This is a genomic window from Rhodococcus sp. LMD (genome assembly GCF_056108245.1).
Window position 1 is genome coordinate 1,100,224 of record NZ_CM148557.1, and the last position, 25,442, is coordinate 1,125,665.

Annotated in this window: 25 protein-coding genes and 1 pseudogene; 13 read left to right on the top strand and 13 right to left on the bottom strand. The window is 71.5% G+C overall.

Annotated features, from left to right (window positions below; translation table 11 throughout):
• Window positions 1-50: 50 nt before the first annotated feature.
• A complete protein-coding gene (locus ACWPQI_RS05110) occupies window positions 51-1,178 on the bottom strand; it encodes a citrate synthase 2 (RefSeq protein ID WP_301914768.1) in 1,128 nt (375 codons plus the stop codon).
• A gap of 245 nt (window positions 1,179-1,423) precedes the next feature.
• Between ACWPQI_RS05110 and pdxH the strand changes: the two genes are divergently transcribed.
• The 3 genes from pdxH (at window position 1,424) to ACWPQI_RS05125 (ending at window position 3,717) form a co-directional block, all read left to right on the top strand.
• Window positions 1,424-2,077 carry a pyridoxamine 5'-phosphate oxidase gene (gene pdxH, locus ACWPQI_RS05115; RefSeq protein ID WP_040274356.1) on the top strand — a complete coding sequence of 218 codons (654 nt, stop codon included), beginning with the start codon at window positions 1,424-1,426 and terminating at the stop codon, window positions 2,075-2,077.
• A complete protein-coding gene (locus ACWPQI_RS05120; protein WP_040274276.1) occupies window positions 2,074-3,342 on the top strand; it encodes an MFS transporter in 1,269 nt (422 codons plus the stop codon). Before pdxH ends, ACWPQI_RS05120 begins: the two co-directional genes overlap by 4 nt.
• A gap of 87 nt (window positions 3,343-3,429) precedes the next feature.
• Window positions 3,430-3,717, top strand: a complete 288-nt coding sequence (locus ACWPQI_RS05125; RefSeq protein ID WP_017679372.1) for a hypothetical protein — start codon at window positions 3,430-3,432, stop codon at window positions 3,715-3,717.
• A gap of 100 nt (window positions 3,718-3,817) precedes the next feature.
• Here the strand turns inward: ACWPQI_RS05125 and ACWPQI_RS05130 are convergent, their stop codons facing one another.
• Window positions 3,818-4,735 (bottom strand): MBL fold metallo-hydrolase, encoded by a 918-nt coding sequence (locus tag ACWPQI_RS05130; RefSeq protein WP_026137454.1) that lies wholly within the window; start codon window positions 4,733-4,735, stop codon window positions 3,818-3,820.
• A 129-nt stretch (window positions 4,736-4,864) separates the two neighbouring features.
• Here ACWPQI_RS05130 and ACWPQI_RS05135 point away from each other — a divergent pair, with 129 nt between their 5' ends.
• From ACWPQI_RS05135 to ACWPQI_RS05150, 4 genes and pseudogenes are all read left to right on the top strand, one after another.
• On the top strand, window positions 4,865-5,803 hold the full coding sequence (locus tag ACWPQI_RS05135) for an aldose 1-epimerase family protein (protein ID WP_017679374.1): 939 nt from the start codon (window positions 4,865-4,867) through the stop codon (window positions 5,801-5,803).
• 326 nt (window positions 5,804-6,129) lie between these two features.
• Window positions 6,130-7,428 carry a citrate synthase gene (locus ACWPQI_RS05140; RefSeq protein ID WP_010593139.1) on the top strand — a complete coding sequence of 433 codons (1,299 nt, stop codon included), beginning with the start codon at window positions 6,130-6,132 and terminating at the stop codon, window positions 7,426-7,428.
• A 26-nt stretch (window positions 7,429-7,454) separates the two neighbouring features.
• Window positions 7,455-7,805, top strand: a pseudogene (locus ACWPQI_RS05145) (FKBP-type peptidyl-prolyl cis-trans isomerase); the annotation flags it as partial.
• 21 nt (window positions 7,806-7,826) lie between these two features.
• A complete protein-coding gene (locus ACWPQI_RS05150; protein WP_371851027.1) occupies window positions 7,827-8,180 on the top strand; it encodes an FKBP-type peptidyl-prolyl cis-trans isomerase in 354 nt (117 codons plus the stop codon).
• A 75-nt stretch (window positions 8,181-8,255) separates the two neighbouring features.
• Here the strand turns inward: ACWPQI_RS05150 and ACWPQI_RS05155 are convergent, their stop codons facing one another.
• From ACWPQI_RS05155 to ACWPQI_RS05170, 4 genes are all read right to left on the bottom strand, one after another.
• On the bottom strand, window positions 8,256-8,543 hold the full coding sequence (locus ACWPQI_RS05155; protein ID WP_395704531.1) for a hypothetical protein: 288 nt from the start codon (window positions 8,541-8,543) through the stop codon (window positions 8,256-8,258).
• Window positions 8,544-8,631: 88 nt separating this feature from the next.
• Window positions 8,632-9,954, bottom strand: a complete 1,323-nt coding sequence (locus ACWPQI_RS05160; RefSeq protein ID WP_474738678.1) for a sensor histidine kinase — start codon at window positions 9,952-9,954, stop codon at window positions 8,632-8,634.
• A complete protein-coding gene (locus tag ACWPQI_RS05165; protein ID WP_017679378.1) occupies window positions 9,951-10,646 on the bottom strand; it encodes a response regulator transcription factor in 696 nt (231 codons plus the stop codon). The genes ACWPQI_RS05160 and ACWPQI_RS05165 overlap by 4 nt, the downstream gene beginning before the upstream one ends.
• Window positions 10,643-11,272, bottom strand: coding sequence for a TetR/AcrR family transcriptional regulator (locus ACWPQI_RS05170; RefSeq protein ID WP_048772333.1), 630 nt, complete (start codon window positions 11,270-11,272; stop codon window positions 10,643-10,645). The genes ACWPQI_RS05165 and ACWPQI_RS05170 overlap by 4 nt, the downstream gene beginning before the upstream one ends.
• A gap of 104 nt (window positions 11,273-11,376) precedes the next feature.
• Between ACWPQI_RS05170 and ACWPQI_RS05175 the strand changes: the two genes are divergently transcribed.
• Complete coding sequence (locus ACWPQI_RS05175) at window positions 11,377-13,176, top strand: acyl-CoA dehydrogenase (RefSeq protein WP_474738679.1); 1,800 nt, start codon at window positions 11,377-11,379, stop codon at window positions 13,174-13,176.
• 35 nt (window positions 13,177-13,211) lie between these two features.
• Here ACWPQI_RS05175 and ACWPQI_RS05180 read toward each other — a convergent pair whose 3' ends face one another.
• Window positions 13,212-13,799 (bottom strand): dihydrofolate reductase family protein, encoded by a 588-nt coding sequence (locus ACWPQI_RS05180; RefSeq protein WP_017679381.1) that lies wholly within the window; start codon window positions 13,797-13,799, stop codon window positions 13,212-13,214.
• An 81-nt stretch (window positions 13,800-13,880) separates the two neighbouring features.
• Between ACWPQI_RS05180 and ACWPQI_RS05185 the strand changes: the two genes are divergently transcribed.
• On the top strand, window positions 13,881-14,495 hold the full coding sequence (locus tag ACWPQI_RS05185) for a TetR/AcrR family transcriptional regulator (protein WP_474738680.1): 615 nt from the start codon (window positions 13,881-13,883) through the stop codon (window positions 14,493-14,495).
• Here the strand turns inward: ACWPQI_RS05185 and ACWPQI_RS05190 are convergent.
• The gene (locus tag ACWPQI_RS05190; RefSeq protein ID WP_064065845.1) at window positions 14,464-14,952 is read right to left on the bottom strand and encodes a CinA family protein; all 489 of its coding nucleotides are present in this window, start codon (window positions 14,950-14,952) and stop codon (window positions 14,464-14,466) included. The genes ACWPQI_RS05185 and ACWPQI_RS05190 overlap by 32 nt on opposite strands.
• A gap of 80 nt (window positions 14,953-15,032) precedes the next feature.
• Between ACWPQI_RS05190 and ACWPQI_RS05195 the strand changes: the two genes are divergently transcribed.
• The gene (locus ACWPQI_RS05195; protein WP_010593129.1) at window positions 15,033-16,073 is read left to right on the top strand and encodes a carboxylate-amine ligase; all 1,041 of its coding nucleotides are present in this window, start codon (window positions 15,033-15,035) and stop codon (window positions 16,071-16,073) included.
• On the opposite strand, the gene ACWPQI_RS05200 is transcribed toward ACWPQI_RS05195, so the two are convergent.
• A complete protein-coding gene (locus tag ACWPQI_RS05200; RefSeq protein ID WP_210062616.1) occupies window positions 16,048-16,800 on the bottom strand; it encodes a pyrimidine reductase family protein in 753 nt (250 codons plus the stop codon). The two genes, ACWPQI_RS05195 and ACWPQI_RS05200, sit on opposite strands and share 26 nt — an antisense overlap.
• Before the next feature lie 114 nt (window positions 16,801-16,914).
• Between ACWPQI_RS05200 and ACWPQI_RS05205 the strand changes: the two genes are divergently transcribed.
• The 3 genes from ACWPQI_RS05205 (at window position 16,915) to ACWPQI_RS05215 (ending at window position 19,746) form a co-directional block, all read left to right on the top strand.
• Window positions 16,915-18,459 (top strand): YhjD/YihY/BrkB family envelope integrity protein, encoded by a 1,545-nt coding sequence (locus ACWPQI_RS05205; protein WP_010593127.1) that lies wholly within the window; start codon window positions 16,915-16,917, stop codon window positions 18,457-18,459.
• Window positions 18,456-18,695 carry a DUF3618 domain-containing protein gene (locus ACWPQI_RS05210; protein WP_010593126.1) on the top strand — a complete coding sequence of 80 codons (240 nt, stop codon included), beginning with the start codon at window positions 18,456-18,458 and terminating at the stop codon, window positions 18,693-18,695. The genes ACWPQI_RS05205 and ACWPQI_RS05210 overlap by 4 nt, the downstream gene beginning before the upstream one ends.
• A 157-nt stretch (window positions 18,696-18,852) precedes the next feature.
• Window positions 18,853-19,746, top strand: coding sequence for a hypothetical protein (locus tag ACWPQI_RS05215; protein ID WP_010593125.1), 894 nt, complete (start codon window positions 18,853-18,855; stop codon window positions 19,744-19,746).
• A gap of 34 nt (window positions 19,747-19,780) precedes the next feature.
• Here the strand turns inward: ACWPQI_RS05215 and ACWPQI_RS05220 are convergent, their stop codons facing one another.
• From ACWPQI_RS05220 to ACWPQI_RS05235, 4 genes are all read right to left on the bottom strand, one after another.
• The gene (locus ACWPQI_RS05220) at window positions 19,781-21,673 is read right to left on the bottom strand and encodes a propionyl-CoA synthetase (RefSeq protein WP_010593124.1); all 1,893 of its coding nucleotides are present in this window, start codon (window positions 21,671-21,673) and stop codon (window positions 19,781-19,783) included.
• 127 nt (window positions 21,674-21,800) lie between these two features.
• A complete protein-coding gene (locus ACWPQI_RS05225; RefSeq protein WP_017679386.1) occupies window positions 21,801-23,303 on the bottom strand; it encodes a carboxyl transferase domain-containing protein in 1,503 nt (500 codons plus the stop codon).
• A 60-nt stretch (window positions 23,304-23,363) separates the two neighbouring features.
• Window positions 23,364-24,554, bottom strand: coding sequence for an ABC transporter permease (locus ACWPQI_RS05230; protein ID WP_010593122.1), 1,191 nt, complete (start codon window positions 24,552-24,554; stop codon window positions 23,364-23,366).
• Window positions 24,551-25,441, bottom strand: coding sequence for an ABC transporter ATP-binding protein (locus ACWPQI_RS05235; protein ID WP_017679387.1), 891 nt, complete (start codon window positions 25,439-25,441; stop codon window positions 24,551-24,553). The genes ACWPQI_RS05230 and ACWPQI_RS05235 overlap by 4 nt, the downstream gene beginning before the upstream one ends.
• Window position 25,442: the final 1 nt, after the last annotated feature.

The following is a 25,442-nucleotide window of genomic DNA, read 5'->3' on the forward strand; positions in this document are numbered from 1 at the left end:
CCGGACGGACGGGCACCCGGTGCGGGGACCCGTCCGTCCGGCTCGGTGGATCAGTTGTGGGTGATCGAATCCCAACCCTCGACGCTCTCCGGGCTGCGGGCGTCCGGGCCGGTGTAGATCGCGGCCGGGCGCACCAGCTTGCCCAGGCGCTTCTGCTCGAGGATGTGCGCGCACCAGCCGGCGGTGCGGCCGCAGGTGAACATCGCCGGCATCATCGCGGCCGGGACCTCGGCGAAGTCGAGGATCACCGCGGCCCAGAACTCGACGTTGGTCTCGATGGCCCGGTCGGGGCGACGCTCGCGCAGCTCGGCGAGGGCGGCCTGCTCGAGCGCCGCGGCGACCTCGTAGCGGGGCGCGTTCAGTCGCTTCGCGGTGTCGCGCAGCACCCGCGCCCGCGGGTCCTCGGCGCGGTAGACGCGGTGCCCGAAGCCCATCAGCTTCTCCTTGCGGTCGAGGATGCCCTTGACCAGCGCGCGGGCGTCGCCGGTGCGTTCGGTCTCCTCGATCATCGGCAGCACGCGCGCCGGGGCGCCGCCGTGCAGCGGGCCGGACATCGCGCCGACCGCACCGGACAGCGCGGCGGCGACGTCGGCGCCGGTGGAGGCGATGACGCGGGCGGTGAAGGTGGAGGCGTTCATGCCGTGCTCGGCGGCCGAGACCCAGTACGCGTCGATCGCGGCGACGTGGGCGGGGTCGGGTTCGCCCTTCCAGCGGACCATGAACCGCTCGGTGACGGTCGCGGCCTCGTCGATGCGCTTCTGGGGCACGGCGGGCTGGTAGATGCCGCGCGCGGACTGCGCGACGTACGACAGGGCCATCACGGCGGCGCGGGCGAGGTTCTCCCGCGCGGTGGCGTCGTCGATGTCGAGCAGCGGCTCGAAGCCCCAGATGGGGGCGAGCATCGCCAGGCCGGCCTGGACGTCGACACGGACGTCGCCGGTGTGGATCGGCAGCGGGAACGGCTCGGCGGGGGGCAGGCCCTGGCCGAACCTGCCGTCGACCAGCAGGGCCCACACGTCCCCGAATGTCACCCCGCGCGTGACGAGATCCTCGATGTCGACGCCGCGGTAGCGCAGCGAGCCGCCGTCCTTGTCGGGTTCGGCGATATCACTGGTGAAGGCGACCACGCCTTCGAGGCCGGCGACGAAATCCTCGGGTACAGACGCGCGCGATGCCATGACGGTTGGGCTCTCCTCGTTCGGTGCAACCCGGTCCGGGCAGCACTGCCGGTGAAGCGGGACTCGGCGGATGTGATCGGCGCCCCACTCCGTTCGTCGGTGCGACTGTAGTCCCCCGGGCGGGAGGATCGGCGCCCGGATACCCGGGAGTAGTGTCCAGCATCGTGTCCACCGATCCACGGCCCGGCGCCGAGAACGCCGAGGGGCTGCCTCCGAGTGCGGCCGAGCACGCCGATCTGGCGTCGATGCGTGTCGACTACACCCCCGCGGGCCCTCAGGGCGCGTCCGCCGTCGACGAGGATCTCGAACCCGAGTGGCTCACCGACGGCTGGCTGCCGGTGCTGCGCCGCTGGCTCCGCGACGCCGCCGCGGCAGGACTGCCCGAACCGAATGCGATGGTCCTCGGCACCGTCGACGAGCACGGTCGGCCCGTGACCCGCACCGTGCTGTGCAAGGGAGTCGACGCGGACGGGGTCGCCTTCTTCACCAACTACGACTCCGACAAGGGCCGGCAACTCGCCGCGACGCCCTATGCGTCGGCCACGTTCACCTGGGTCCCGATCTTCCGCCAGGTCACCGTCCGCGGGCCCGTCGAGCGGGTCGGCGCGCAGGAGACCGCCGAGTACTGGCACTCGCGGCCTCGCGGCTCCCGCCTCGGCGCGTGGGCCTCGCAGCAGTCCCGGCCGATCGAGTCCCGGGCGGCGCTCGAGCATGCGCTCGTCGAGGTCGCCGAGCGCTACGGCATGGACGCCGAGATCCCGGTGCCGCCGCACTGGGGTGGACTGCGGATCCGCCCCGAGTCGGTCGAGTTCTGGCAGGGCCGGCCCAACCGTCTGCACAACCGGGTGCGGACCCGGCTGGTCGACGGGCGGTGGCTCACCGAGCGTCTGCAGCCGTGAGGCGGCTGCTCGCCGACACCACGCCGCTCGAGAACCGCGACTACCGCCGGTTGTGGACCGCCGGCATCGTCACGGTCGTCGGCGCCCAGCTCAGCGTCGTCGCGGTGCCGCAACAGATCTACGAGATCACCCGCAGCTCGGCGTACGTGGGTCTGACCGGTGTGTTCGCCCTCGTCCCGCTCGTGGTGTTCGGGCTGTGGGGCGGGGCGCTGGCCGACGTGATGGACCGGCGCCGGCTGCTCACCTTCACCACGCTCGGCATGGGTGTGACGTCGCTGCTGCTGTGGGCGCAGGCCGCCGCGGGCCTGGCGAACGTGTGGCTGGTGCTGGTGCTGTTGTCGCTGCAGCAGGCCTGCTTCGCGGTCAATCAGCCGACCCGCGGCGCGGTGATCCCGCGGCTCATCCCGAAAGGTCAACTGGCCGCCGCCAATTCGCTGAACATGACGGTGATGCAGTTCGGGGCGATCGCCGGGCCGCTGCTCGCGGGCGCCCTGATCCCCGTGCTCGGTCTGCCCACCCTGTACCTGATCGACACCGTCGCACTGCTCGCGACCCTGTGGGCGGTGCTCGCGCTGCCGCCGATCCCGCCGACCGGGCAGGCCCGGCGTGCCGGCCTGCGCGAGGTGCTCGACGGGTTCCGTTACCTCTCCACCCAGAAGATCCTGCTCGCCTCGTTCGTCGTCGACATCGTCGCGATGGTGTTCGGCATGCCGCGGGCCCTGTTCCCGCAGATCGCGCACGACTCGTTCGGTGACCCCGCCGAGGGCGGGTTCGCGCTCGGGCTGCTGTTCGCCGCGATGTCGGCCGGTGCGGTGCTCGGCGGGGTGTTCTCCGGCTGGTTGCCACGGGTGCGCCGGCAGGGGCTCGCGGTGATCGTGTGCATCGTCGCCTGGGGTCTGGCGATGGTCGGCTTCGGCGTCGCGGTGGGCCTCGCCGAACCGGGCGGCACCGCGGTGTGGCTGTGGATCGCCCTGGCGTTCCTCGCGTTCGGCGGCGCGGTCGACATGGTCTCCGCGGCGTTCCGCTCGACGATGCTGCAGTCCGTCGCCACCGACGAGATGCGGGGCCGGCTGCAGGGCGTGTTCATCGTCGTCGTCGCCGGCGGACCCCGCATCGGCGACGTCCTGCACGGCGGGGCGGCGGCGCTGGTGGGCACCGCGGTCGCCGCGGCGGGCGGCGGGGTCCTCGTCGTGGCCGGTGTGCTGGTGTGTGTGCTCGCCTTCCCCGCCTTCGTGCGGTACCGGGTGGACCGCACGATCCACTGACCCGTCCACCGACGGGGCACATGCGGTATCCACGCGGGCAGGGCACGATGGACGGACGTGATCGCACACCCTGACGCGGGAGCCGGTATGCCATCGAATCGTTTCGTCCGATCGCCGGACCGCAACGGAGCGGGGACCGCAGCCCTCGTCGCGGGCATCGTCGCCGCAGGGTGCGCCTTCGTCCCCTTCCTCGGTGATCTGGTCACGATCCCCGCGGGACTGGCTGCGGTGGTGTGCGGCTGGGTCGGCCTGGACCGGGTGGACAAGGGGTCGGCGACGAACCACGGGGAGGCCCTGGCGGGCGCGGTCCTGGGTATCGCGGCGCTGTTCGTGGTGTTCATCGTCTTCGCGGCCACTCACACTGCGGGCGGATGACCACCGGCACATTCGCGGAACCCGTCCCCACCTCTCACCGATCGGGGCCGGACCGCCTGCTCCCTCGGGGTGCCCGGATGGTCTCGGGTACGGAAATCCGTCACCGCCACGGATCCTCGCGCCGCCACACCTGCGGCAGATGCAGCTCCACCCCGTCGCGCTCGGCGAGCCGGCCGAGGACCCGCATGGTGACGTCGAGATCGTCCCCGGCGTAGGGCAGCGCGCGCAGCGGCCGGTCGAGCGGGCGGAAGAAGTCGTCCCAGTGCACGAGCACCACCCGTCGCGCTCCGACCGTGCCGACGGTCTCCGCCCAGTAGCTGCGGATGTACTCCTCGCTCTGCACCCCGAGTTGGCCGACGCCGAGATAGACGACCTCCGCGCGCCGGCCGGCCAGCGCCCCGGGCCGGAAACCGGCGCTGCCCTGGATCAGCAGGGACCGGCCGTCGGCGTGCGCGACGAACGTCGACCACGCCTCGCCGCACCGATAGCTCCCGGCCCGCGCGGGCGGGACGACGGGCGCGTCGATCGTGCCCGGGTACCGGTCCGGCGGACAGTGCTCGGACGCGACGAGCGTGACGGTGAACCCGCCGAACCGCAGCGGCTCGCCGGGCGTGGCGACGACTATCCGCTCCGGCGGGAGGCCGTGCCCGCGCCCGACGTTCGCCGTCGATTCGCCGCCGACGAGCACCGCGCCCGTCCGCTCGGCGACGGCCGCGGAGTCGAGCACGTGGTCGAAGTGGCTGTGGACGGGCAGGACGGCCGCGAGCCGCGTCGCGCCGGCCCGGGTCAGGCACGCGTCGATCCGGGCCGGGTCGGGTGCGAGCCGACCCAGCGCGACGGCGCCGAGACCCGGGCGGGTGAAGAAGCCGTCGGTCAGCAGCGCGTCGGTGCCGTCGTCGACGAGCAGGGTGGACACCCCGAGGAACGTCACGGCCGGGCGGGACGCCGCCGTCGCGGCGGGGACGTCGAACCGGTCGGCGTAGGCGGCGAGGTCCGGGCGGCCGAGGCGCAGTCGCATCCGGTCATCGTAGGCGCGGAGGCGCACCGGCGGCCCGATCCGCCCGGTGACACCACCGCGATCGGCGAGGTCGCCGCCGTGATCGGCGAATCCCCGACCCGCCGCGCCCGTCCGCGGGACACTGGGCCCATGTCCGATCCGACGAACTACCGGATCCGAAGGGGCGGGTACCGCGCGGAGGTGTCCAGCTCGGGGGCGGCGCTGCGGGCACTCGAGCACGAATCGCCGGACGGGCCGTACCCGCTGACGGAGAGCTGGCCGGCGAACGAGCGGCCCCCGCTGCGCTCCGGCACGGTGCTCGCCCCGTGGCCGAACCGCATCCGGGACGGGCACTTCTACTTCGACGGCATCGAGCATCAGCTCGCGCTCACCGAACCCGAACGCGGCAACGCGGTGCACGGATTCGCCTGGCATCGAGACTGGGTCCTGGTTTCCCACAACGACTTCCGCGTCGAGCAGAAGCTGGACGTGGGACTGCACAAGGGGTGGCCGTACCAGCTGCGGCTCACCGTGACCCACGAGGTGGGCGACGACGGCCTCACCGTCACGCACACCGCCACCAACATCGGCGGCTACCACTCGCCGTTCGGGCTCGGCGTGCATCCGTACGTCCGGGCAGGCGCCGCGCCGCTCGACGAGTGCACGCTCCGCCTGGCCGCCGGCACCCGGCTGCCGCTCGATCCCGGGCGCGGACTGCCGAACGCGTACTCGCAGCCGGTCGAGGGCACCGAGTTCGACTTCACCTCGCCGCGGCCGCTGCGCGGAGTCGAGCTCGACCTTCCGTACAGCGCGCTGGACGTGGACGTGGACGGCCGGTCCCGGCACGACCTGCGGGGCCCGGACGGGCGGGGGGTGCGGTTGTGGGCCGGGCGCGAGTTCGGCTGGCTGCAGGTGTTCACCGCCGGCGCCGTCCCCGAACTCGAGTATCCGGGACGGGGGCGTGCGCTGGCGCTCGAACCGATGACGTGCCCGCCGGACGCCTTCAACCTCGGCATCGATCTCGTCGTGCTGCAACCCGGGCAGACGTGGACGGGTCGGTGGGGCCTGACCGCCCTGCCGTCCGCATGACGGGATCCTGCACCGCCGTCCGCAGGACGGGATCCTGCACCGCCGTCCGCAGGACGGGATCCTGCACCGCCGGTGCGCCGCTGCCCGGATACGCGGACGGGTGCTCACCGCGCCGGCGGCGGGAACGTGATATGCAATATCGACGCAGGTGAGCGCCGTGCCGGAGGGGGCATTCGGACGCCCCGGCGTGCTGGCGGCGCGTCACCGCGCCGGCCCGATCGGGGACCTTCGACGGACCCTCCCTGGGCACATGGCCTGCGCAAGGGCTAGGTTCTACGTGAATGTTCGGAAGAATCGCGTTGATCTGAGCTTGAGAGGGATCCTTCGTGCCCGCTGAGAATGACACCCGACCCACCCTCAGCTACCCCGGTGGCGAGCACACAATGTCTATCGCCAAGGCGACGGAAGGCAACGACGGCATCGAGCTGGGCAAGCTCCTTGCAGAGACCGGGTACACCACCCTTGACCCCGGTTTCGTCAACACCGCCTCCACCACGTCGGCCATCACCTTCATCGACGGGGAGAAAGGCATCCTGCGCTACCGCGGATACCCCATCGAGCAGCTGGCGGAGAAGTCCACCTTCATCGAGGTCAGCTACCTGCTGATCTACGGCGAGCTGCCCACCGCGGAGCAGCTCGAGGTCTTCACCGACAAGATCCGCCGGCACACGCTGCTGCACGAGGATCTCAAGCGCTTCTTCGACGGCTTCCCGCGCAACGCGCACCCGATGCCCGTCGTCTCCAGCGCCGTCAACGCGCTCTCGGCGTACTACCAGGATGCGCTCGATCCCGACGACCCGGAGCAGGTGGAGCTGTCCACCATCCGGCTGATGGCCAAGCTGCCGACCATCGCGGCCTACGCCTACAAGAAGTCGGTCGGCCAGCCGTTCCTGTACCCGGACAACTCGCTGAACCTGGTCGAGAACTTCCTGCGCATGACCTTCGGTTTCCCGGCCGAGCCGTACCAGGTCGATCCCGAGATCGCCCAGGCCCTCGACATGCTGCTGATCCTGCATGCCGACCACGAGCAGAACTGCTCGACCTCCACGGTGCGCCTCGTCGGTTCGTCCGACGCCAACCTGTTCACCTCCATCTCCGGCGGCATCAACGCGCTGTGGGGCCCGCTGCACGGCGGCGCCAACCAGGCCGTGCTCGAGATGCTCGACGCGATCAAGACCGGCGGCGGCGACGTCAAGGAGTTCGTCCGCAAGGTCAAGAACAAGGAAGACGGCGTCAAGCTCATGGGCTTCGGACACCGCGTCTACCGGAACTACGACCCGCGCGCGGCGATCGTGAAGAAGACCGCCGACAGCCTGCTCGCCAAGCTGGGTGGCGACGACGATCTGCTGCAGATCGCGCAGGCCCTCGAGGAGGCCGCGCTCACCGACGACTACTTCATCGAGCGCAAGCTGTACCCGAACGTCGACTTCTACACCGGCCTGATCTACCGGGCGATGGGCTTCCCCACCCGGATGTTCACGGTGCTGTTCGCGCTCGGCCGCCTCCCGGGCTGGATCGCGCACTGGCGCGAGATGCACTCCGACCCGACCCTCAAGATCGGCCGCCCGCGGCAGATCTACACCGGTTACACCGAGCGCGACTACAGCAGCATCGACGCGCGCTGACCCGTCCCCTACCGGAAGACCGATACATGAGTAGCAAGCCCGAGATCGAATTCCAGGAAGGCCCCGCCCCGACCGGTCTGGTCGTCAAGGACCTCACCGTCGGCGACGGCGCCGAGGCGACGCCCGGGGCCAAGGTCGAGGTCCACTACGTCGGCGTCGAGTTCGACTCCGGCGAGGAGTTCGACTCGTCGTGGAGCCGGGGCGAGTCCATCACCTTCCCGCTCAGCGGCCTGATCGCCGGCTGGCAGGAGGGCATCCCCGGCATGCGGGTCGGTGGCCGCCGTCAGCTGACGATCCCGCCGGAGATGGCGTACGGCCCGGCCGGTTCGGGGCACCGCCTCGCCGGCAAGACCCTGGTGTTCGTCATCGACCTGCTCGGCGTGGAGGCCAAGCCCGAGGTGCCGGAGATCGAACCGGCCACCGGGCCGGCTCCCGCCGAACTCGTGATCGAGGACATCACCGTCGGTGACGGCACCGAGGCGCAGCCCGGTGCGGTCGTCGACGTGCACTACCACGGCGTCGAGTACGACACGAACGACGTGTTCGACTCGTCGTTCGCCCGCGGCGAGTCCGTCAAGTTCCCGCTCGGCCGCCTCATTCCCGGCTGGCAGGAGGGCATCCCCGGCATGAAGGTCGGCGGTCGCCGCAAGCTGACGGTGCCCCCGCAGCTCGCCTACGGCCCGGCCGGGTCCGGGCACCCGCTCGGCGGCAAGACCCTCGTCTTCGTCATCGACCTCCTCGGCACCGAGTAGGTCCCGCGCACGGCCGGAGCCCCGCACCGCTTTTCGCGCTGCGGGGCTCCGTCGCATCCGGGTGGTCCCGGTGGATCAGTGCCGGACGAAGGGAGTGGGGGCGATGTCGCCGCTGTCGAGGAAGTGCCACTGATCGTCGCTGCGGCAGATCCGCCCGTCGAACCGGGACCCGGGGCTGCGGAACTCGGTGCGCAGGAATTTGCCGTTCCGGTCGAAATGCGTGATCGCGCAACCACGGTCGCGACGGTCGTGGCGATCGTGGTCGTCGTGGTGGTCCGAGGACGCGGCCGCCGTCCCGGCGCCGCCGAGGACGGGCAGGGCGATCAGCGCGGCGGTGACGATCAGCTTGCGGCTCTTCGGCATTCGGATCTCCTGGGATCGGTGGAGAGGATGCATACGATCCTGCGCCCGCCCCGTCCCGTGTCGTAGGGACCCGAGGGGTGGAATACGGTCACCCCGCCGCGAACCGCACCGTCAGCCGGGCCCCGCCGAGCGGGCTCTCCTCCAGCCGCGCCGTACCGCCGTGCAACGCCGCCTGCTGAGCCACGAGCGCCAGACCCAGACCCGAACCGCCCCGGGCGGCGCCGCTGCCCCGGCGGAACCGTTCGAACACCGCGCCGCGCTCACCGGCCGGCACCCCGCGGCCGTCGTCGTCGACGGTGAGCACGGTGTCGGTGCCGTCGGCGGTGACCGCCAGCCGGATCCGGCGGGCGCGGCCGTGCCGTACCGAGTTGGCCACGGCATTGTCGACGACGAGCCGCAGTCCGCTCGGCAGCGCCCGGATCTCGCGCCCCGTCTCGCCGACCACCTCGATCTGCACGCCGGGATGCCGGCTCGTCGCGTCGGCGACCGCGGCGTCGCAGATCTCCACCGGGTCGGTGGGCACGAAGTCCCGCGAGGTGGACAGATCACCGCGGGCGAGCCGCTCGAGGTCGTCGAGCGTGGATTCGACACGGCTCTGCATCCGGGTGAGGTCGCCGAGGATCTCGGTGCGTTCCTCGGCGCTCAGGACGTCACCGGCCGGGTCCAGGGTGGAGAGGACCTCGAGGTCGGTGCGCATCGCGGTCAGCGGGGTCCGCAGCTCGTGAGCGGCGGCGGCCGCGAAGTCCCGCGCCGTGGCGAGAGCGGCGTCGGTGGCGGCCTGGGCGCGGGCGACGTCGCTGAGCATGTCGCCGGCTGCGGCAGCGAGTTCGTCGGCCTCGCGGATGCCGGAGCGCCGCGGCTCGAGGGTGGGTGCGCGGGCCACGATCCGGCGGGTGAGGTCGACCAGGGGTCGCACGGCGCGGCCCCCGAAGATCCAGCCGAGGGCCGTCGCGACCGCGACGGCGATCGCACCGGCGACGGCGAGCTGCCGGTGCTGCTCGGTCGTGATGTCCTGCGCCTCGGCATAGGGCACCGCGACGGACAGGAGCGAGGGCAGCCGGTCGGTCGGCGCGGTGTACGTCCGGTAGGCGGTGCCGCCGAGATCGACGGTGTGGGCGCCGGGGGAGAGGGCGGGTAGTTCGGTCGGGGTGCTGCTGAGCAGCCCTCCGGATTCGGTGCGGATGGTGACGGCGAAGGCTCCGGCGTCACCCAGCGCGGGCAGGAACAGGCCGGCGGTCCCGGCATTGGCGACCAGTACCTGCGTGGCCGTCTCGAGGCGGCGGTCGAGCTGCGCGAGGTTGTTCCGGGTGATGGCCAGGGCGACGAGCACACCCAGCACCGCGACGACGAGCGTGGTGCCGAGCGCGGTGGCCGCGGCGACCCGCGCCCGCAGCGAGAAGCGGTGCGTCACGCCGCATCCCGCAGCACGAAGCCCACCCCGCGCACGGTGTGCAGCAGCCGCGGCCGCCCCCCGGCCTCGAGTTTGCGGCGCAGGTACCCGACGAACACGTCGACGACGTTGGTGTCCGCGTCGAAGTCGTAGCCCCACACGAGGGCCAGCAGCCGGTCGCGGCTCAGGACGATGCCCGCGTTGCGGGCGAGCACCTCGAGCAGTTCGAACTCGCGCTTGGTCAGCTCCACCTCGGTGCCGTCGATGCGCGCCCGGCGGCCCGCGGTGTCGAGCTCGAGCCCGCCGGCCCGGACGACGGAGCCGGCGCCGGGGGTGCCGGGCGCGCTGCGCCGCAGCATCGCCCGGATCCGTGCCACGAGCTCGGCGAGCACGAACGGCTTCGTCAGGTAGTCGTCGGCGCCGGACTCGAGTCCCGCGATGCGGTCGCCGACGGTGCTGCGGGCGCTGAGCACACAGATCGGGATGTCGTTGCCGTTCGAGCGCAGAGCGGTGACCACCCCGGTGCCGTCGAGGACCGGCATGTTCATGTCGAGCACCATCGCGTCCGGCCGCCGGCGCGCGACGACCTCGAGCGCCTGTGTCCCGGTCGCGGCGGTGAGCACGTCGAAGCCGGACAGGCGCAGCCCCCGCTGCAGGGAGGACAGGACGTCCTCGTCGTCGTCGACGACGAGGACGGTGGCTGGTTCGATCACTCCTGCATTGTGCCCGCGCCGAGCATGCCGAGGACGAGCTCGACGTAGTTGCCGGCCAGGGCGTCGACGTCGATGCGGCCGGGCTGGTACCAGCGGGCGACGTCGATGCCGAGCGACAGGATCGCCAGGGCGGTGGTCGGCACGTCCCGGACGGCGAAGGCCCCGGCCGCGATGCCGTGCTCGATCTCGGCGCGGATCACCGCATCGGTGTCGCGGCGGATCGCGGCGATCGTCCGGTAGTGCTCCGGGGTGAGGGCGTGCAGTTCGTACTGCGACACCCGGCAGACGGTGTGGTGCACCGCGTGGGTGCGGACGAAGCCGTCCACGATCGCCCGCATCCGGCCGGCCGGATCGGTGGCGGAGGTGGCGGCGGCGACGACGGCGTCGAGGACGTGCTGGTGCCCGATGCGGCTGACCTCGAACAGCACCTCCTCCTTGGACTTGAAGTGCACGTACAGCGCAGCCGGGCTCAGGCCGGCGCCGACGGAGATGTCACGGGTGGTGGTGGCGTGGTAGCCGCGGCGGGCGAAGGACTCCACGGCCGAGCCGATGAGACGACGCGCGACGTCGGATTCGACCTCGGTGAAGATGCCGGCGAGGTCGTCGGTGATGGGCGTGTCGATCATGCTGGGTTCTCTCCGTCGCCGTGCTGGTCCGTTGACATCATGCACCGTCGTTGCTCTACTAAGTGAGCGCTTAGTGAATCTGCGGCCCTGTGAAAGGAACCTCCATGCCCGCTCCCGTCCTGTCCCGGCGTGACCTCGACTTCCTGCTCTACGAATGGCTGGACGTCGAGTCGCTCACCGCACGCGGCCGGTTCGCCGAGCACTCGCGGGAGACGTTCGACGCCGTCCTCGACCTCAGTGCGGACTTGGCTACCAAGCACTTCGCGCCGCACAACAAGAAGGCGGACGCCCAGGAGCCTCGGATCGGCGCCGACGGCAGGGTCGAGATCATCCCCGAGGTCAAAGCGGCCCTGGAGCTGTTCGCCAAGGCCGGGCTCATCGGCTCCTCCTTCGACGAGGAACTCGGCGGCATGCAGTTGCCGGTCACCGTGCTGCGGGCGGCGATGGCCTGGTTCCAGGCCGCCAACGCAGGCACCTCGTCGTATCCGTTCCTCACCGTCGGCAACGCCAACCTCATCGCCACCCACGGCAGCGAGGAGCAGATCGCCACGTACGTGCCGTCGCTGCTCGAGGGCCGGTTCTTCGGCACCATGTGCCTGTCCGAGCCGCAGGCCGGCTCGTCGCTGGCGGACATCACCACCAGGGCCGTGCCGCAGGACGACGGCAGCTACCGGCTCACCGGCACCAAGATGTGGATCTCCGGCGGCGACCACGAACTGTCCGAGAACATCGTCCACCTCGTGCTCGCGAAGATCCCCGGCGGCCCGGCGGGGGTCAAGGGCATCTCGCTGTTCATCGTCCCGAAGATCCTCGTCGGCGCGGACGGGCAGCTCGGTGAGCGCAACGACGTCGCCCTCGTCGGCCTCAACCACAAGATGGGCAACCGCGGCACCACCAACACGCTGCTGAACTTCGGCGACGGCACCTTCACCCCCGCGGGCCGCGCCGGCGCCGTCGGCTACCTGCTCGGCGAGCCGCACAAGGGCCTGTCGTACATGTTCCACATGATGAACGAGGCCCGCATCGGCGTCGGATTCCTCGCCACCTCGCTCGGCTACGCCGGCTACCTGCAGTCCCTCGAGTACGCCCGCACCCGCACCCAGGGCCGCCCCCTCGGCGACAAGGACCGGTCGTCCCCGCCCGTACCGCTGATCGAGCACGCCGACGTGCGCCGGATGCTGCTCGCCCAGAAGGCCTACGTCGAGGGCGCACTGGCGCTGGGGCTGTACTGCTCGCAGCTCGTCGACGAGCAGCAGACCGCCGAGGACGAGGACGCGCGCGCCCGAGCCGGGCTGTTGCTGGACATGCTCACGCCCGTCGCGAAGTCCTGGCCGTCGCAGTGGTGCCTCGAGGCGAACAGCCTGGCGATCCAGGTGCACGGGGGCTACGGCTACACCCGCGAGTTCGACGTCGAGCAGTACTACCGGGACAACCGCCTCAACCCCATTCACGAAGGCACGCACGGCATCCAGGGGCTGGACCTGCTCGGGCGCAAGGTGGTCATGCAGGGCGGGGCGGGACTGGCGCTGCTCGGCGAGACGATCGGACGCACCGTCGCGCGTGGCACGCAGGCCGGCGGCGACGCCGCTCGCTACGCCGAGCAGTTGCAGGCGGCGGTGACGCGGGTGGGAGCCACCACCGCCCGGCTGTGGGGGACCGGCGATCCCGAACTGGCGCTGGCCAATTCGTCGGTGTACCTCGAGGCCGTCGGGCACGTGGTCGTCGCGTGGATGTGGCTCGAGCAGCTCCTCGCGGCCGGGTCCCGGGAGGGCGACTTCTACGACGGTAAGCGCGCCGCCGCCCGGTACTTCTTCGCGTTCGAACTGCCGAAGACCGGTCCGCAGTTCGACCTGCTCGACAGCCTCGACCGAACCACGCTCGACGTACTGCCCACCTGGTTCTAGGAGGCGGCTGCGCCGCCGGTGTGCCTTTTGGGCGGTCAGGACCGCCCAAAAGGCACACCGGCCGCGAAGCGGCACACCGTCACTCCGCTGTCGAAGGTTCTCGTCTCGAGACGGTCGAAGCGGTGCGGCTCGAAACCGTGCCGGAACAACGGGATTCCGTCCCCGGCGACGATCGGGTGGACCTTGAGCACCAGCTCGTCGATCGCGGGCAGCAGCGCGCCGGCGAGCGAACCGCCGCCGCAGAGCCAGATGCCCAGCCCGTCTTGCTGTTTGAGGTCGCGCACGTACTCGAGCGGGTCGGTCGCGACGAGGGTCACCGTCTCGTCCGGCGCCTGCGTCATCGTCGTGGTGAACACGTACTGCTGCAGGTGCCGGTAGCCGCTCGTCCAGCCGGCGTCCCGGGCCGGCTCCCACGTGCGCCGGCCCATCACGACGGCGTCGAAGTGTTTCGGCGGCCCCTCGATGCCGAGCGGCCCGCGGGCGGGCGTCGGGATCGTCTCGGGGAACTCCTGCACCTGGTAGTGCGCGTGGTCACCTTCGAGGGGGAAGAAGTCGTAGCCCCCGGCCGGGTCGGCGATGAAGCCGTCGAGCGTGGTCGCCACGTAGTAGGTCAGTTTTCGCACGGAAGCTCCTCGCGTCGTCGACTACAACACCTGTGGTGGTCAAACTACAACAGGTGTTGTGTTCGGTGCTAGGGTTTTTCCGTGGCAGCGAATCCGGAGCGCCGAGCCCAGCTCGCGGACGCCGGTCTGCGCGTACTCGGCGCGGACGGTGCCCGCAAGCTGACCCACCGCGCCGTCGACCGGGAAGCCGGGGTGCCCCTGGGCACCTGCGCGAACTACTTTCCGACACGGGACGAACTCCTCGGCGCCCTCGGCGCGCGGATCTTCGAGTGGCTCGCCCCCGAGCCGGACCGGCTCGAGTCGCTCGCCGGCCGGACCCCGGATGTCGACCTCTACGTCGACTACATGCGCTACCTCGTCGAGCGCACGACCGCCCAGCCGGACCTGACCGTCGCCCTGATGGAACTGCGCCTCGAATCCCGCCGAAGTCCCGGACTCGCCGAGGTGCTCGGCGCGACGCTCTCCCGCAACTACCGGCTCGACGTCGAGTTCAACGACGCGGCAGGACTACCCGCCACCGCGCTCGACGTCGCCCTGCTGCACTTCGCGATCGACGGGCTCCTGCTGGATCTGCTGACCACCTCGATCGGCGCCGACGCCACCCCGGACCAACTCGTCACCGCGCTCGTCACCCGGCTGCTCGCCCGGCCGGGCACCGGCCCCCTCAGCGCCCCACCCGCTCCGCGAGCAGAGTGAGCGCACGGAAGACCGTCTCGGCCAGCACCTCCTCGGGCTCGCCCGGGAAGAACTTCTCCTCGGCGTGCGTAGGCCCGCGCCCGGCCACCCCGAACCACACCGTCCCCGGCTCCTGCCCGTCCTGGCTGTCCGGGCCGCCCGCGCCCGTCACCGCCACCGCGACGTCGGCACCGAGCAGGTCGACCGTCGACTCGGCCATGGCGCGCGCCGCGGACTCGCACACCACCGGACCCTCCGGCACCCGCAGCAGCGAGTGCTTCACGTCCCGCGAGTAGGCGACGACCCCGCCCCGGAACCACTCGGCGCTGCCCGGCGCCGCGCCGAGCCGCGCGGCCAGGGCGCCGGAGGTGAGCGACTCGGCGCACGCGACGGTCAGGCCGCGGTCGGCGGCGAGTCCGCCGATCCGCTCCGCGGTGGCGCTGGACCGCGCCGAACCTTCGGGAACGTCGTCGGGCATGGGGAACTCCTTCCGCCGGATGCTGTCCGGACTGTACCGGCCGGCGTGTCGTCGCCGGCGGCAACGGGTAGCCCGCAACCATGAACTCCGAAACCTCCCGCCCGGATCCGGGCGACGGCGTCACCATGGGCGTGGAGGAGGAGTTCCTGCTCGTGGACCCGGCGTCGGGCCGTCCCACACCGGGGTTCGACGCCCTGTACGAACAGCTTCCGCAGGTGCCCGGGGTGAACTTCGTCGGCGAGTTGCACCCGACCCAGATCGAGGCGGTGGGCGGGGTGTGCCGAACCCTCGACGACCTGCGGGCCCAGCTGACCGCGTCCCGGTCCGCCCTCCACGGTGCCGCCCTCCGCTGCGGGATGCGCATTGCCGCCACCGGGGTGCCCGAACGCGACGCCGGCCCCGGCACCGTCGTCGGGACGGGGCGCCGGGCCGCCATCGCCGACCGGTACCGCGCGCTGGTCGACGACTACCATGCCTGCGGCTGCCACGTGCACGTCGGCGTCGCCGACCGGGACACCGCGGCCGCCGTGGTGAACCATCTGACCCCGTGGCTGCCCACCCTCGTCGCGCTCGGGGCCAACTCCCGGCGGCACGACGGGCGTGACACGGGATACGCGAGCTGGCGCATCGTGCAACAGAGCCGGTTTCCCGGTTTCGGCCTGCCCCCGTACCTGCGTTCGGCCCAGCACGCCGCGGACCTTGTCGCACGCCTGGTCGGCGCCGGGGTGCTGCTCGACTCGCGGATGACCTTCTGGCTTGCCCGGCCGTCGGTGCACGTGCCGACGGTGGAGATCCGCGCGGCCGACACCGCGGCCACGGTGGACGGCACGGTCGTGCAGGCCGCCCTGGTCCGGGGTCTGGTCGGCGCGGCGCTCGACGATCTGCGCCGTGGTGTCGAGGCGCAGGCCGTCGAACCGGAGGTCGGTGCGGCGGCGGTGTGGAGTGCCGCCCGGTACGGTCTCGAGGGTCCGGCGGTGGATGTGCACACCGGCGCCCGGATCCCGGCTCGGGACCTGCTCACCCGTCTGCTGGACCGCGTCGCACCGGTGCTGCGGACCCACGGTGACCTCGACGTGGTGCGCACACTCCTGCCTGTCACGTCCCGCGTACCCACCGCGTGAGCACGGTGCCGTCGTCGTCGGCGAGGATGTGGGCGGGCCGCATCGACGTCGGCGCCGTCCGCGGGGCGGTGGCGATCCGGCCCGCCGGGCCGGCGGCGAGCAGCGGCGCCAACGTCAGGCACAGGTCGTCGACCACGCCGTCGGCGATCAGCTGACCGAACAGCCGTGGCCCGCCCTCGCACAGCGCACGACTCCAGCCCGCCGCCGAGAGGGCGTCCCGCACCGCGTGCCCGTCGATCGAGTGCTCGGCGACCAGTCGCACGTCCGCACCGGCGGCGGCGAGGGCCCGGCGGCGTTCCTCCGGTGCCGTATCGCACGTGAGGACGACCGGCGCGACGGTGGTGTCGGTGAACAAGCGGCAGTCGGGGTCGAGGTCGCACGTCGCGGTGACGACCGCGACCGGCGGAATCTCCGGCAGCCCCGCCTCGGCGCGCCGCGCGCGCAGTCCCGCGCTCGTGCGGGCGCCGCCGTAGTTCTCGCTGCGGACCGTGCCCGCGCCGACGACGATCACCTCGGCCAGCGCCCGCAACAGACCGAACACCTTCTTGTCCGACGGCGTGCCGAGCCCACCCGAGCGTCCCTCCACGGCGACGGCACCGTCGAGGGACGACACGAAGTTCACCCGCAGCCACGGGGAGGACAGGTCCGGCGGGTAGGCGTAGAGGGCCCGCAGCTCGTCGTCGTCGAGTGGACGGGCCGGGCAGGTCGGATCGTCGAGGCGCCGCATCGCTCGATCACACCACGGTCCGCCGCGGCCCGGGGGCCCGGCACACCGCACCGGCGGCGGTCGCGTGCCGGCCGTGGCGTTTGGTCCGTCCGTGCCACGGGTACATCGGGAACCATGACCGCAGATCACCGGGTCCGCGACGGGTCGGAGGCCCCGGCCGACGATTCGCGCAAGCCCGACTCGCCGACCGACCTGACCACACCGTCGTGGAAGTACGTGCTGCGCAAGACCGCTCGCGAGTTCAGTCACGATCAGTGCACCGACCTCGCCGCCGGCCTCACCTACTACGCCGTCCTGTCGCTGTTCCCCGCTCTCCTCGTGGTCGTGTCGCTCCTCGGCGTGTTCGGCCAGGGGGGGACGACGGTGGACACGGTGCTGCAACTGGTCGAGGACCTCGGGCCCACCGACGCGGTGAACACGCTGCGCGGCCCCGTCGAACAGTTGGTCCAGGCACCGACCGCGGGCCTGGCTCTGATCCTCGGTATCGCCGGCGCCCTGTGGTCGGCCTCCGGCTACGTCGGTGCGTTCGGCCGGGCCATGAACCGCATCTACGAGATCGAGGAGGGGCGACCGATCTGGAAGTTGCGGCCCTGGATGCTCCTCATCACCGCGCTCGCCCTGATCGCAATGGGCGCGACGGCGCTCATGCTCGTCGTCAGCGGTCCCATCGCCCGGGCCGTGGGAGACGTGATCGGGCTCGGCGAGACTTCGGTGATGATCTGGAACATCGCGAAGTGGCCGGTCATCCTGCTGCTCGTGATCATGATCATCGCGGTTCTGTACTACGCGACGCCGAACGTGTCGCAGCCCAAGTTCCGCTGGATCAGCATGGGCGCGACCATCGCGATCGTCACGTGGATCGTGGCGTCCCTCGCGTTCGCCTTCTACGTTTCCAACTTCGGTAGCTACAACAAGACGTACGGCTCGCTCGCCGGCGCGATCGTCTTCCTCCTGTGGTTGTGGATCACCAACCTCGCGCTGCTGTTCGGCGCGGAGTTCGACGCCGAGCTCGAGCGCGGACGTCAGTTGCAGGCCGGTATCGAGGCGGAGGAGACGCTGCAGCTGCCGCCCCGGGACACCCGCAACATCGAGAAGAACGAGGAGAAGCGGCAGGAAGACATCGAGCGCGGCCGCGAACTCCGGCTCGCGCACGCCGCGTCGGGCCGCGAAGGCGCCGACGATGCGGAGGGCGACAGACCGGCCCCAGACGTCGCACGACACGGAAAGGACTCGACGATGACCGCGTCCCCCGGCGGCACGCACAGTGCCACGGACCCGAGCGAACTGTCCACCGCGCAACTGATCGAGCGGCTCAGCATTCAGGTGCCGACCCTCGTGCGCACCGAGGTCACCCACGCCCTCGACGAGGTGAAAGCCAAGGGTACCCGCGTCGGCGTGGGCGTCGGCGTCGCCGGCGCCGGGCTGATGTTGATCTACCTCGGCGTCGGCGCCCTCATCGCGACCGCGATCCTGGGGCTCGCCACCGTGCTCTCCCCGTGGCTGGCCGCGTTGATCGTCTCGTTGATCGTCCTGGCGGTCGGCGGCACCCTGGCCGCCGTCGGCGCGTCGCGGGCCAAGAACTCGGCCCCACCGGTGCCCAGCGAGACGGCGGAGAGTGTCCGCAAGGACGTGAACACCGTGAAGGAGCATGTGCGATGACCGGTCCCGAACCCGTACCGTCCGTCGAGCAGCAGCGCGCCGAGCTCGCCGCAACCGTCGACGAACTCGCGCAGCGCGTGGACGTGCCGGCACGCACCAAGGCCGCCGCCCACGAGAAGGTCGAAGCCGCCAAGCAGACCGCTGCCGAGAAACCGCAGATCGTCGCCGCTGTCGTCGGCAGCGTGGTGGCCGCGCTCGCGGTGCGGGCGGTGGTGCGGCGCCGTCGCCGACGCTGACATCCGCTCACTACACAGTCATCCGCTGCGACGACGGTCGCAGCGGATGACTGTGTGCGAAGCGGGTGTTGTCCACAGGTGGGCGTTCCATCCACAGATTCGGCCGTTCGGTGGCACGAGCGGCCCGTTCCCGTCACCGTCGCGGCACGCTGAAGCGGTGACCGAACCATTGCTGCGACGTTCCGCACTGGCCGCGGGACACACCGACGCCGAGCTGCGGCGCGCGGTGCGACGCGGGGAACTCCAGCGCCTGACCCCGGGCGTGTATCTCGACGCCGACGGCGTGCAGCTCCTCGACGACGTCGGGCGGCACCGACTGCTGGCGCGGACCGTCGGCACCGGACTCCGTCCGGCCGCCGCGATCAGCCACATCTCCGCGGCGGTCCTGCACGAATTCGACGTGTGGCAGACCGATCTCGCTCTGATCCACACCACCAACGGGCGCTCCGCCGGTGGGCGCCGGGGCCCAACGCGCTACGTGCACGCGGCGGTGCTCGGCGGCGACGTCGTGCAGCTCGACGGCGTGCGGGTCACCTCACCGGCGCGCACCGTCGTCGACCTGGCGCGAACGCTGCCCGTGGAGGAGGCCGTCGTCGTCGGGGACAGCGCGCTGCGCCGATATCCCGACCTCGACTTCCGAGCTCACTTCGACGCGCCGCGCGCGGGGATCGCCGCGGCGCGACGCGTCGTCGGGTTCCTCGACGCCCGGAGCGAAAGCCCCGGCGAGTCCCTGAGCCGGCTGCGCCTGCGCGACGCGGGTCTCCCGGTCCCGGTCCTGCAGCGGACGATCCACACCCCGGGCGGTGTGTTCGTCGCGCGCGTCGACTTCTTCTGGGAGCAGTGGGGCCTCGTCGGCGAATTCGACGGGATGGTCAAGTACGGCACCGTCGACGACGTGCGCGCCGAGAAGCACCGCGAGGACGCGCTGCGTGACCTGGGGCTGCAGGTGGTGCGGTGGACGTGGCCGGAACTGTTCCGGTTCGACGTGGTCGTGGAGCGACTCCGGCGAGCCGTCCATCGCAGCCGCTCGGCCCCCAGTCATCCGCTGTGACGATCGGAAAAGCGGATGACCGGCGGGAGAGCGGTTATCCGCGCAGTTGCTGCTCGAGCGCCTCGAGCACGGACGGGTCCTCGATCGTCGACGGCACCGTGTACTGCTCGTGGTCGGCGATCTGCCGCATCGTCTTGCGGAGGATCTTGCCGGAGCGGGTCTTCGGCAGGGCCTGCACCACGGTGACGTCCCGGAACGTCGCCACCGCGCCGATCTGCTCGCGCACCATCGCCACGAGTTCCTGCCGCAGCGTCTCCGGATCGATCTCGACACCGGACTTGAGCACCACGTAACCGGACGGACGCTGACCCTTGAGCTCGTCGCGGATGCCGACGACCGCGCACTCGGCGACGGCCGGATGCGACGCGACGACGGCCTCCATGCTTCCGGTCGACAGGCGGTGACCGGCGACGTTGATGACGTCGTCCGACCTGCCCAGGACGAACACGTAGCCGTCCTCGTCGACGTAGCCGGAATCGCCGGTGAGGTAGTAGCCCGGGAACGTCTCCAGGTACGAGCGCCGGTAGCGGTCCTCGTCCTGCCACAGTCCGGTCAGGGTGCCCGGCGGCAGCGGCAGCGCGATCACGATGTTGCCCTCGGTGTTCGGTCCGACCGGCTTACCCTCCGCGTCGACGATGTCGAGGCGGTAGCCGGGCACCGGCACCGTCGGCGAGCCGGCCTTGATCGGCAGGGGCTCGAGTCCGCGCAGGTTCGCCGCGATCGCCCATCCGGTCTCGGTCTGCCACCAGTGATCGACGACGGGCCGGTCGAGCACCTTCGTCGCCCACTCGTAGGTGTCCGGGTCGAGCCGCTCGCCCGCCGCGAACAGCGTCCGCAGGGAGGAGATGTCGTAGTTCTCCAGCTCCTTCGCCTCGGGGTCCGCCTTGCGGACCGCGCGGATCGCGGTGGGGGCGGTGAACAACGCGACGACGTCGTTCTCGTTGATGATCCGCCAGAACGCACCGGCATCCGGCGTGCCCACCGGTTTGCCCTCGTACATCACGGTGGTCGCGCCGATCAGCAGCGGGCCGTAGACGATGTACGAGTGGCCGACGACCCAGCCCACGTCGGAGGCCGTCCACCACACGTCGCCGGGGGAGATGTCGTAGATGTTGCGCATCGACCAGGTCAGGGCCACCGCGTGCCCGCCGTTGTCGCGCACCACGCCCTTCGGCTTCCCCGTGGTGCCGGAGGTGTAGAGGATGTACAGCGGGTCGGTGGCGGCGACGGTCACCGGTTCGGCGGGGGCCGCGTCGGCGACGAGCTCGTCCCAGTCGAACCACGTGGCCAGGGAGGTCTTGTAGTCGGCCGCCGTGCCCGGGATCATCTCCCGGTTCTTGACGATCACGGTGTGCGGCGGGGTCTGCGACAGCGACAGCGCCTGGTCGACCATCGGCAGGTATTCGACGGTGCGACCCGGTTCGAGTCCGCCGGAGGCGGTGACGAGCAGAACGGGCCGGGCGTCGTCGATGCGGGTGGCGAGCTCCTTGGCGGCGAACCCGCCGAACACCACCGAGTGCACGGCGCCGATGCGGGCGCACGCGAGCATCGCGATCGCCGCCTCCGGGATCATCGGCATGTAGATCACGACGCGATCCCCGGCGACGACGCCCTGATCGCGCAGCACCCCGGCGAATGCCGCGACCTCGTCCAGCAGCTCGGCGTAGGTGTAGGTGTGCTTGGCGGGGACCATCGCCGAATCCCAGATCAGAGCGGGCCGGTCGCCGTGCCCGGCCTGCACGTGCCGGTCGAGGGCGTTGAAGCTGGTGTTGAGCGTGGCGTCGGGGAACCAGCGGAACGACGGTGCCTGCGAGCCGTCGAGGGCCCGCGTCGGCGCGGCCACCCAGTCCACGGCGCGGGCCGCCTCGAGCCAGAATCCCTCGGGATCCTCCACGCTCTGCCGGAAGGCCTCCGCGTACGAGCTCATCGATTCGCATCCTCTCTGACCACAGCTTGTGACGCCGACCACCCTATTCGAGATTCCCCGCCGGAAGGCACTGCCCGTTCGGCCGGTGCGCCGGGCGGCGCCTCGGCGTCGGTGAGCGGGGTGGCAGCTACCGGGGCAGGCCCAGCTTCCGGTAGCGCTCGAGCCGCCGCCGGTACCGCAGCGTCGCGTCCTGACCGACCAGCACGCCGAGTTCGCGGGCGACGGCGGCCCCGACGCGTTTGGCGAACTCGGTGGGCTCCTCCGCGGCGTCGGGGAACTCGGGGATCACACCGTCGACGACACCGTCGCGCAGCAGATCCCGGGAGCGGATGCCCTGGGCCGCTGCCATCTGCGGGGCGTGCGCGGTGTCGCGGTGCACGATCGCGCTGGCGCCTTCGGGCGGCAGCGGGGCGAGCCAGCCGTTCTGGGCGCACAGCACCCGGTCGGCGGGCAGCAGCGCCAGGGCGCCGCCGCCGGTGCCCTGTCCGAGGAGCACCGACACCGTAGGGGTCGGCAGAGTCACCAGGTCGGCCAGGCAGCGGGCGATCTCCGGCGCGAGTCCGCGCTCCTCTGCCTCCTTCGACAACGAGGCTCCGAGCGTGTCGATCACCAGCACCAGCGGAAGGCGGAGCTCGTCGGCCAGCCGCATCGCGCGCCGCGCCTCACGCAGCGCGCCCGGACCCATCGTCCGGGCCGCGGACTGGCCGCTGCGGTCCTGACCGAACAGCACGCACGACGCGCCGCGGAACCGGGCGAGCGAGACCAGCACGGTGCGGTCGGACTCGCCCTGCCCGGTGCCCGACAGCGGAACCTGCGCGGATGCCGCATGCCGCAGCAACTGCCGGATGCCGGGACGATCCCGCCGGCGGGAGAGCATCACCGACTGCCACGCCGGAACGTCGGGCACGGCGGCGGCGGAGGTGACCGCGGGACCCGCCGACGCGTCGACGGTCGTCGGCTCGGTGAGCACGCGGAGCATCCGGTGCACGAGCTGGCGGACCGCGGCGAGGGGCACCACCCCGTCGATCACGCCCTTCTGGGACAGGTTCTCGGCGGTCTGCACGCCCTCCGGGAAGTCCTCGTGGTAGAGCGCCTGATAGACGCGGGGTCCCAGGAAACCGACGAGGGCACCGGGTTCGGCGGCGGTGACGTGCCCGAGCGAACCCCACGAGGCGAACACCCCGCCGGTGGTGGGGTTGCGCAGGTACACGAGATAGCCGAGGTGCGCGGCCTTGTGGGCGGTGACGGCCGCTGCGATCTTGACCATCTGCACGAACGCGAGGGTGCCCTCCTGCATCCGGGTGCCGCCGGACGTGGGGGAGGCGAGCAGCGGCAGCTTCTCCCGCGTGGCGCGTTCCACGGCGAGGACGATGCGCTCGGCCGCCGCCACCCCGATCGATCCGGCGAGAAAGGCGAACTCGCAGGCGATCACCGCGATGCGCCGGCCGTGCACGGTTCCGACGCCGGTGATCACGGACTCGTCCACCCCGGACTTCGCCGCCGCGGCCTCGAGCTCCGCACGGTACTGCTCGTCGGGGTGCACGTCGACGGGGGCGGTGTCCCAGGAGTGGAAGCTGCCTGCGTCGAGCACGCTGTCGATGAACTCCTGCGCCGAGATCCTGGGGGCCATGGCACGACCCTAGCGGTGTGTCCTTCGGGCGCCTCCAGCCTCCCGAAGGACACACCGCCGCTACGCGCCCACGGCTTCCTTCCACGTGACGACGCGGCCGATGCGCAGGATGGACCGGCGGTAGATCCGCGCCCCGAGCACGCTCAGGGCGGCGGTCACGAGCAGCATCAGCACGATGGTGCCGACGATCTGCAGCGGTGTCGCCACGCCGGCAGCGATGCGCAGCGGCATCAGGATCGCCGAGAACGGCGGGATCCAGCTCAGCACGGTGCTCCACGTCGACTCGGGGTCGTCGACCGAGGAGAAGGCCGCGAAGAACATCGCGACGATGAGCACCATCAGCGGCGACGCCGTGGCGTTCACGTCCTCCTGCCGGGACACCATCGACCCGGCAGCGGCGTAGAGGACCGCGAAGAACGCGAACCCGAGGACGAACCAGCCCAGGGTGCCGGCGAGCGTGCCCAGGGCCGTGCCGGTCACGGTGAGCGTCCCGGTCGCGAGACCGGCACCGACCCCGGCCACTCCGTATGCGGTGAGTTGCAGCAGCCCCACGGCGCCGATGCCGACGATCTTGCCCCACAGCAGCTGCAGCGGGCGCAGCGTCGACAGCAGCAGTTCCACCACGCGCGACGACTTCTCCTCGACCACGCCCATCGCCACGTACATGCCGAACATCATGATCTGCATGTACAGCAGCACGACCGCGGCGATCGCCAGGGTGGTGCGCTGCCCCTGCTCCGGGTCCGGGGGATCGAGCGCTTCGACGGTCACGGTGGCGCGGGCGGTGTCCGCCGCCAGCGCCGACGGGTCGACGCCGCGCGCGGTGAGGGCGTCGACCTGGGCCTGCTGCGCGACGGCCGTGTCGATCGTCGCGCGCAGGGCCGGATCGATCTCCGATTCGGCGACGGCCGTGACCGAACCTCCCGGGCCCGGGATCAGCGCGACGTCGAGTTCGCCGTCGCGCACCCGGTCGCGACCGTCCCCGGCGTCGGGGACCTCGGAGACGTCGACGGAGCTGCCGGTGGCGTCCCCGATCGCGCTGATCGTTGCGCCGAGCGCCGGGTCGCCGACGACGCCGACGGTGGCGGCTTCGTCGTCGCCGGCGAACAGCGACACGGCGACGATGCCGCCGACGATGGCGAGCAGGACGATCGCGTTGCTGATCAGGAAGCTCTTCTTGCGGACCTGGGTGAGGAACTCGCGGCGGGCCACCAGGGCCACGGCGTGGACGGGACTCAGCGGGGCGCTCACGCGGCCACCACCTCTCGGAACAGGTCGGTCAGCGTCGGGCGATGGACGGAGAATTCGTGCACGGGACCGGTGGCGAGGGCGGCCCGGAGGATCTGCTGGTCGTCGGCGCCCTTCCCGAGCAGCAGAACGGTGCGGCCACCGCCGTGGGCGACGGTGGTGACGCCGGGCAGGTCGGCGGCCCAGCCCTCGGGGGCGTGCGGGGCGTGCACCTCGAGCCGGGCCGCGCCGTGGCCGCGCAGCTCGTCGACGGTGCCGACGGCGCGCATCGTTCCCTTGGAGATGATCCCGACCCGGTGGCAGAGCCGCTGCACGAGGTCGAGTTGGTGGCTCGAGAAGATCACCGGCACTCCGGTTTCGGCCTTCTCGATCAGCACGTCGCTCATGACGTCGACGGCGACGGGGTCCAGGCCCGAGAACGGCTCGTCGAGGACCAGCACCTTCGGATCGTGCACCAGGGCGGCCGCGAGCTGGACCCGCTGCTGGTTGCCGAGGGAGAGCGCGTCGACGGCGTCGTCCACGCGCTCGGCGATGCCCAGCCGGCTCGTCCATCGTGCGACGGCGGCGTCGGCCTCGGATCGTGACAGTCCGTGCAGGCGAGCAAGGTACGACAGTTGCGCTCCGACCTTCATCTTCGGGTACAGCCCGCGTTCCTCCGGCATGTACCCGATGGTGCGGCGCACGTCGAGGTCGACGGGCCGGCCGCCGAGCCGCACCTCGCCGGAGTCGGCGGCGAGGACACCGAGGACGATCCGCATGGTGGTGGTCTTCCCGGCGCCGTTGCTGCCGACGAAGCCGAACAACTCCCCGGGTCGCACATCGAAGGTGACGTCGTCGAGTGCGACGACGTCGCCGTATCGTTTCGAGACACCGTTGATCGTGAGCGTCACG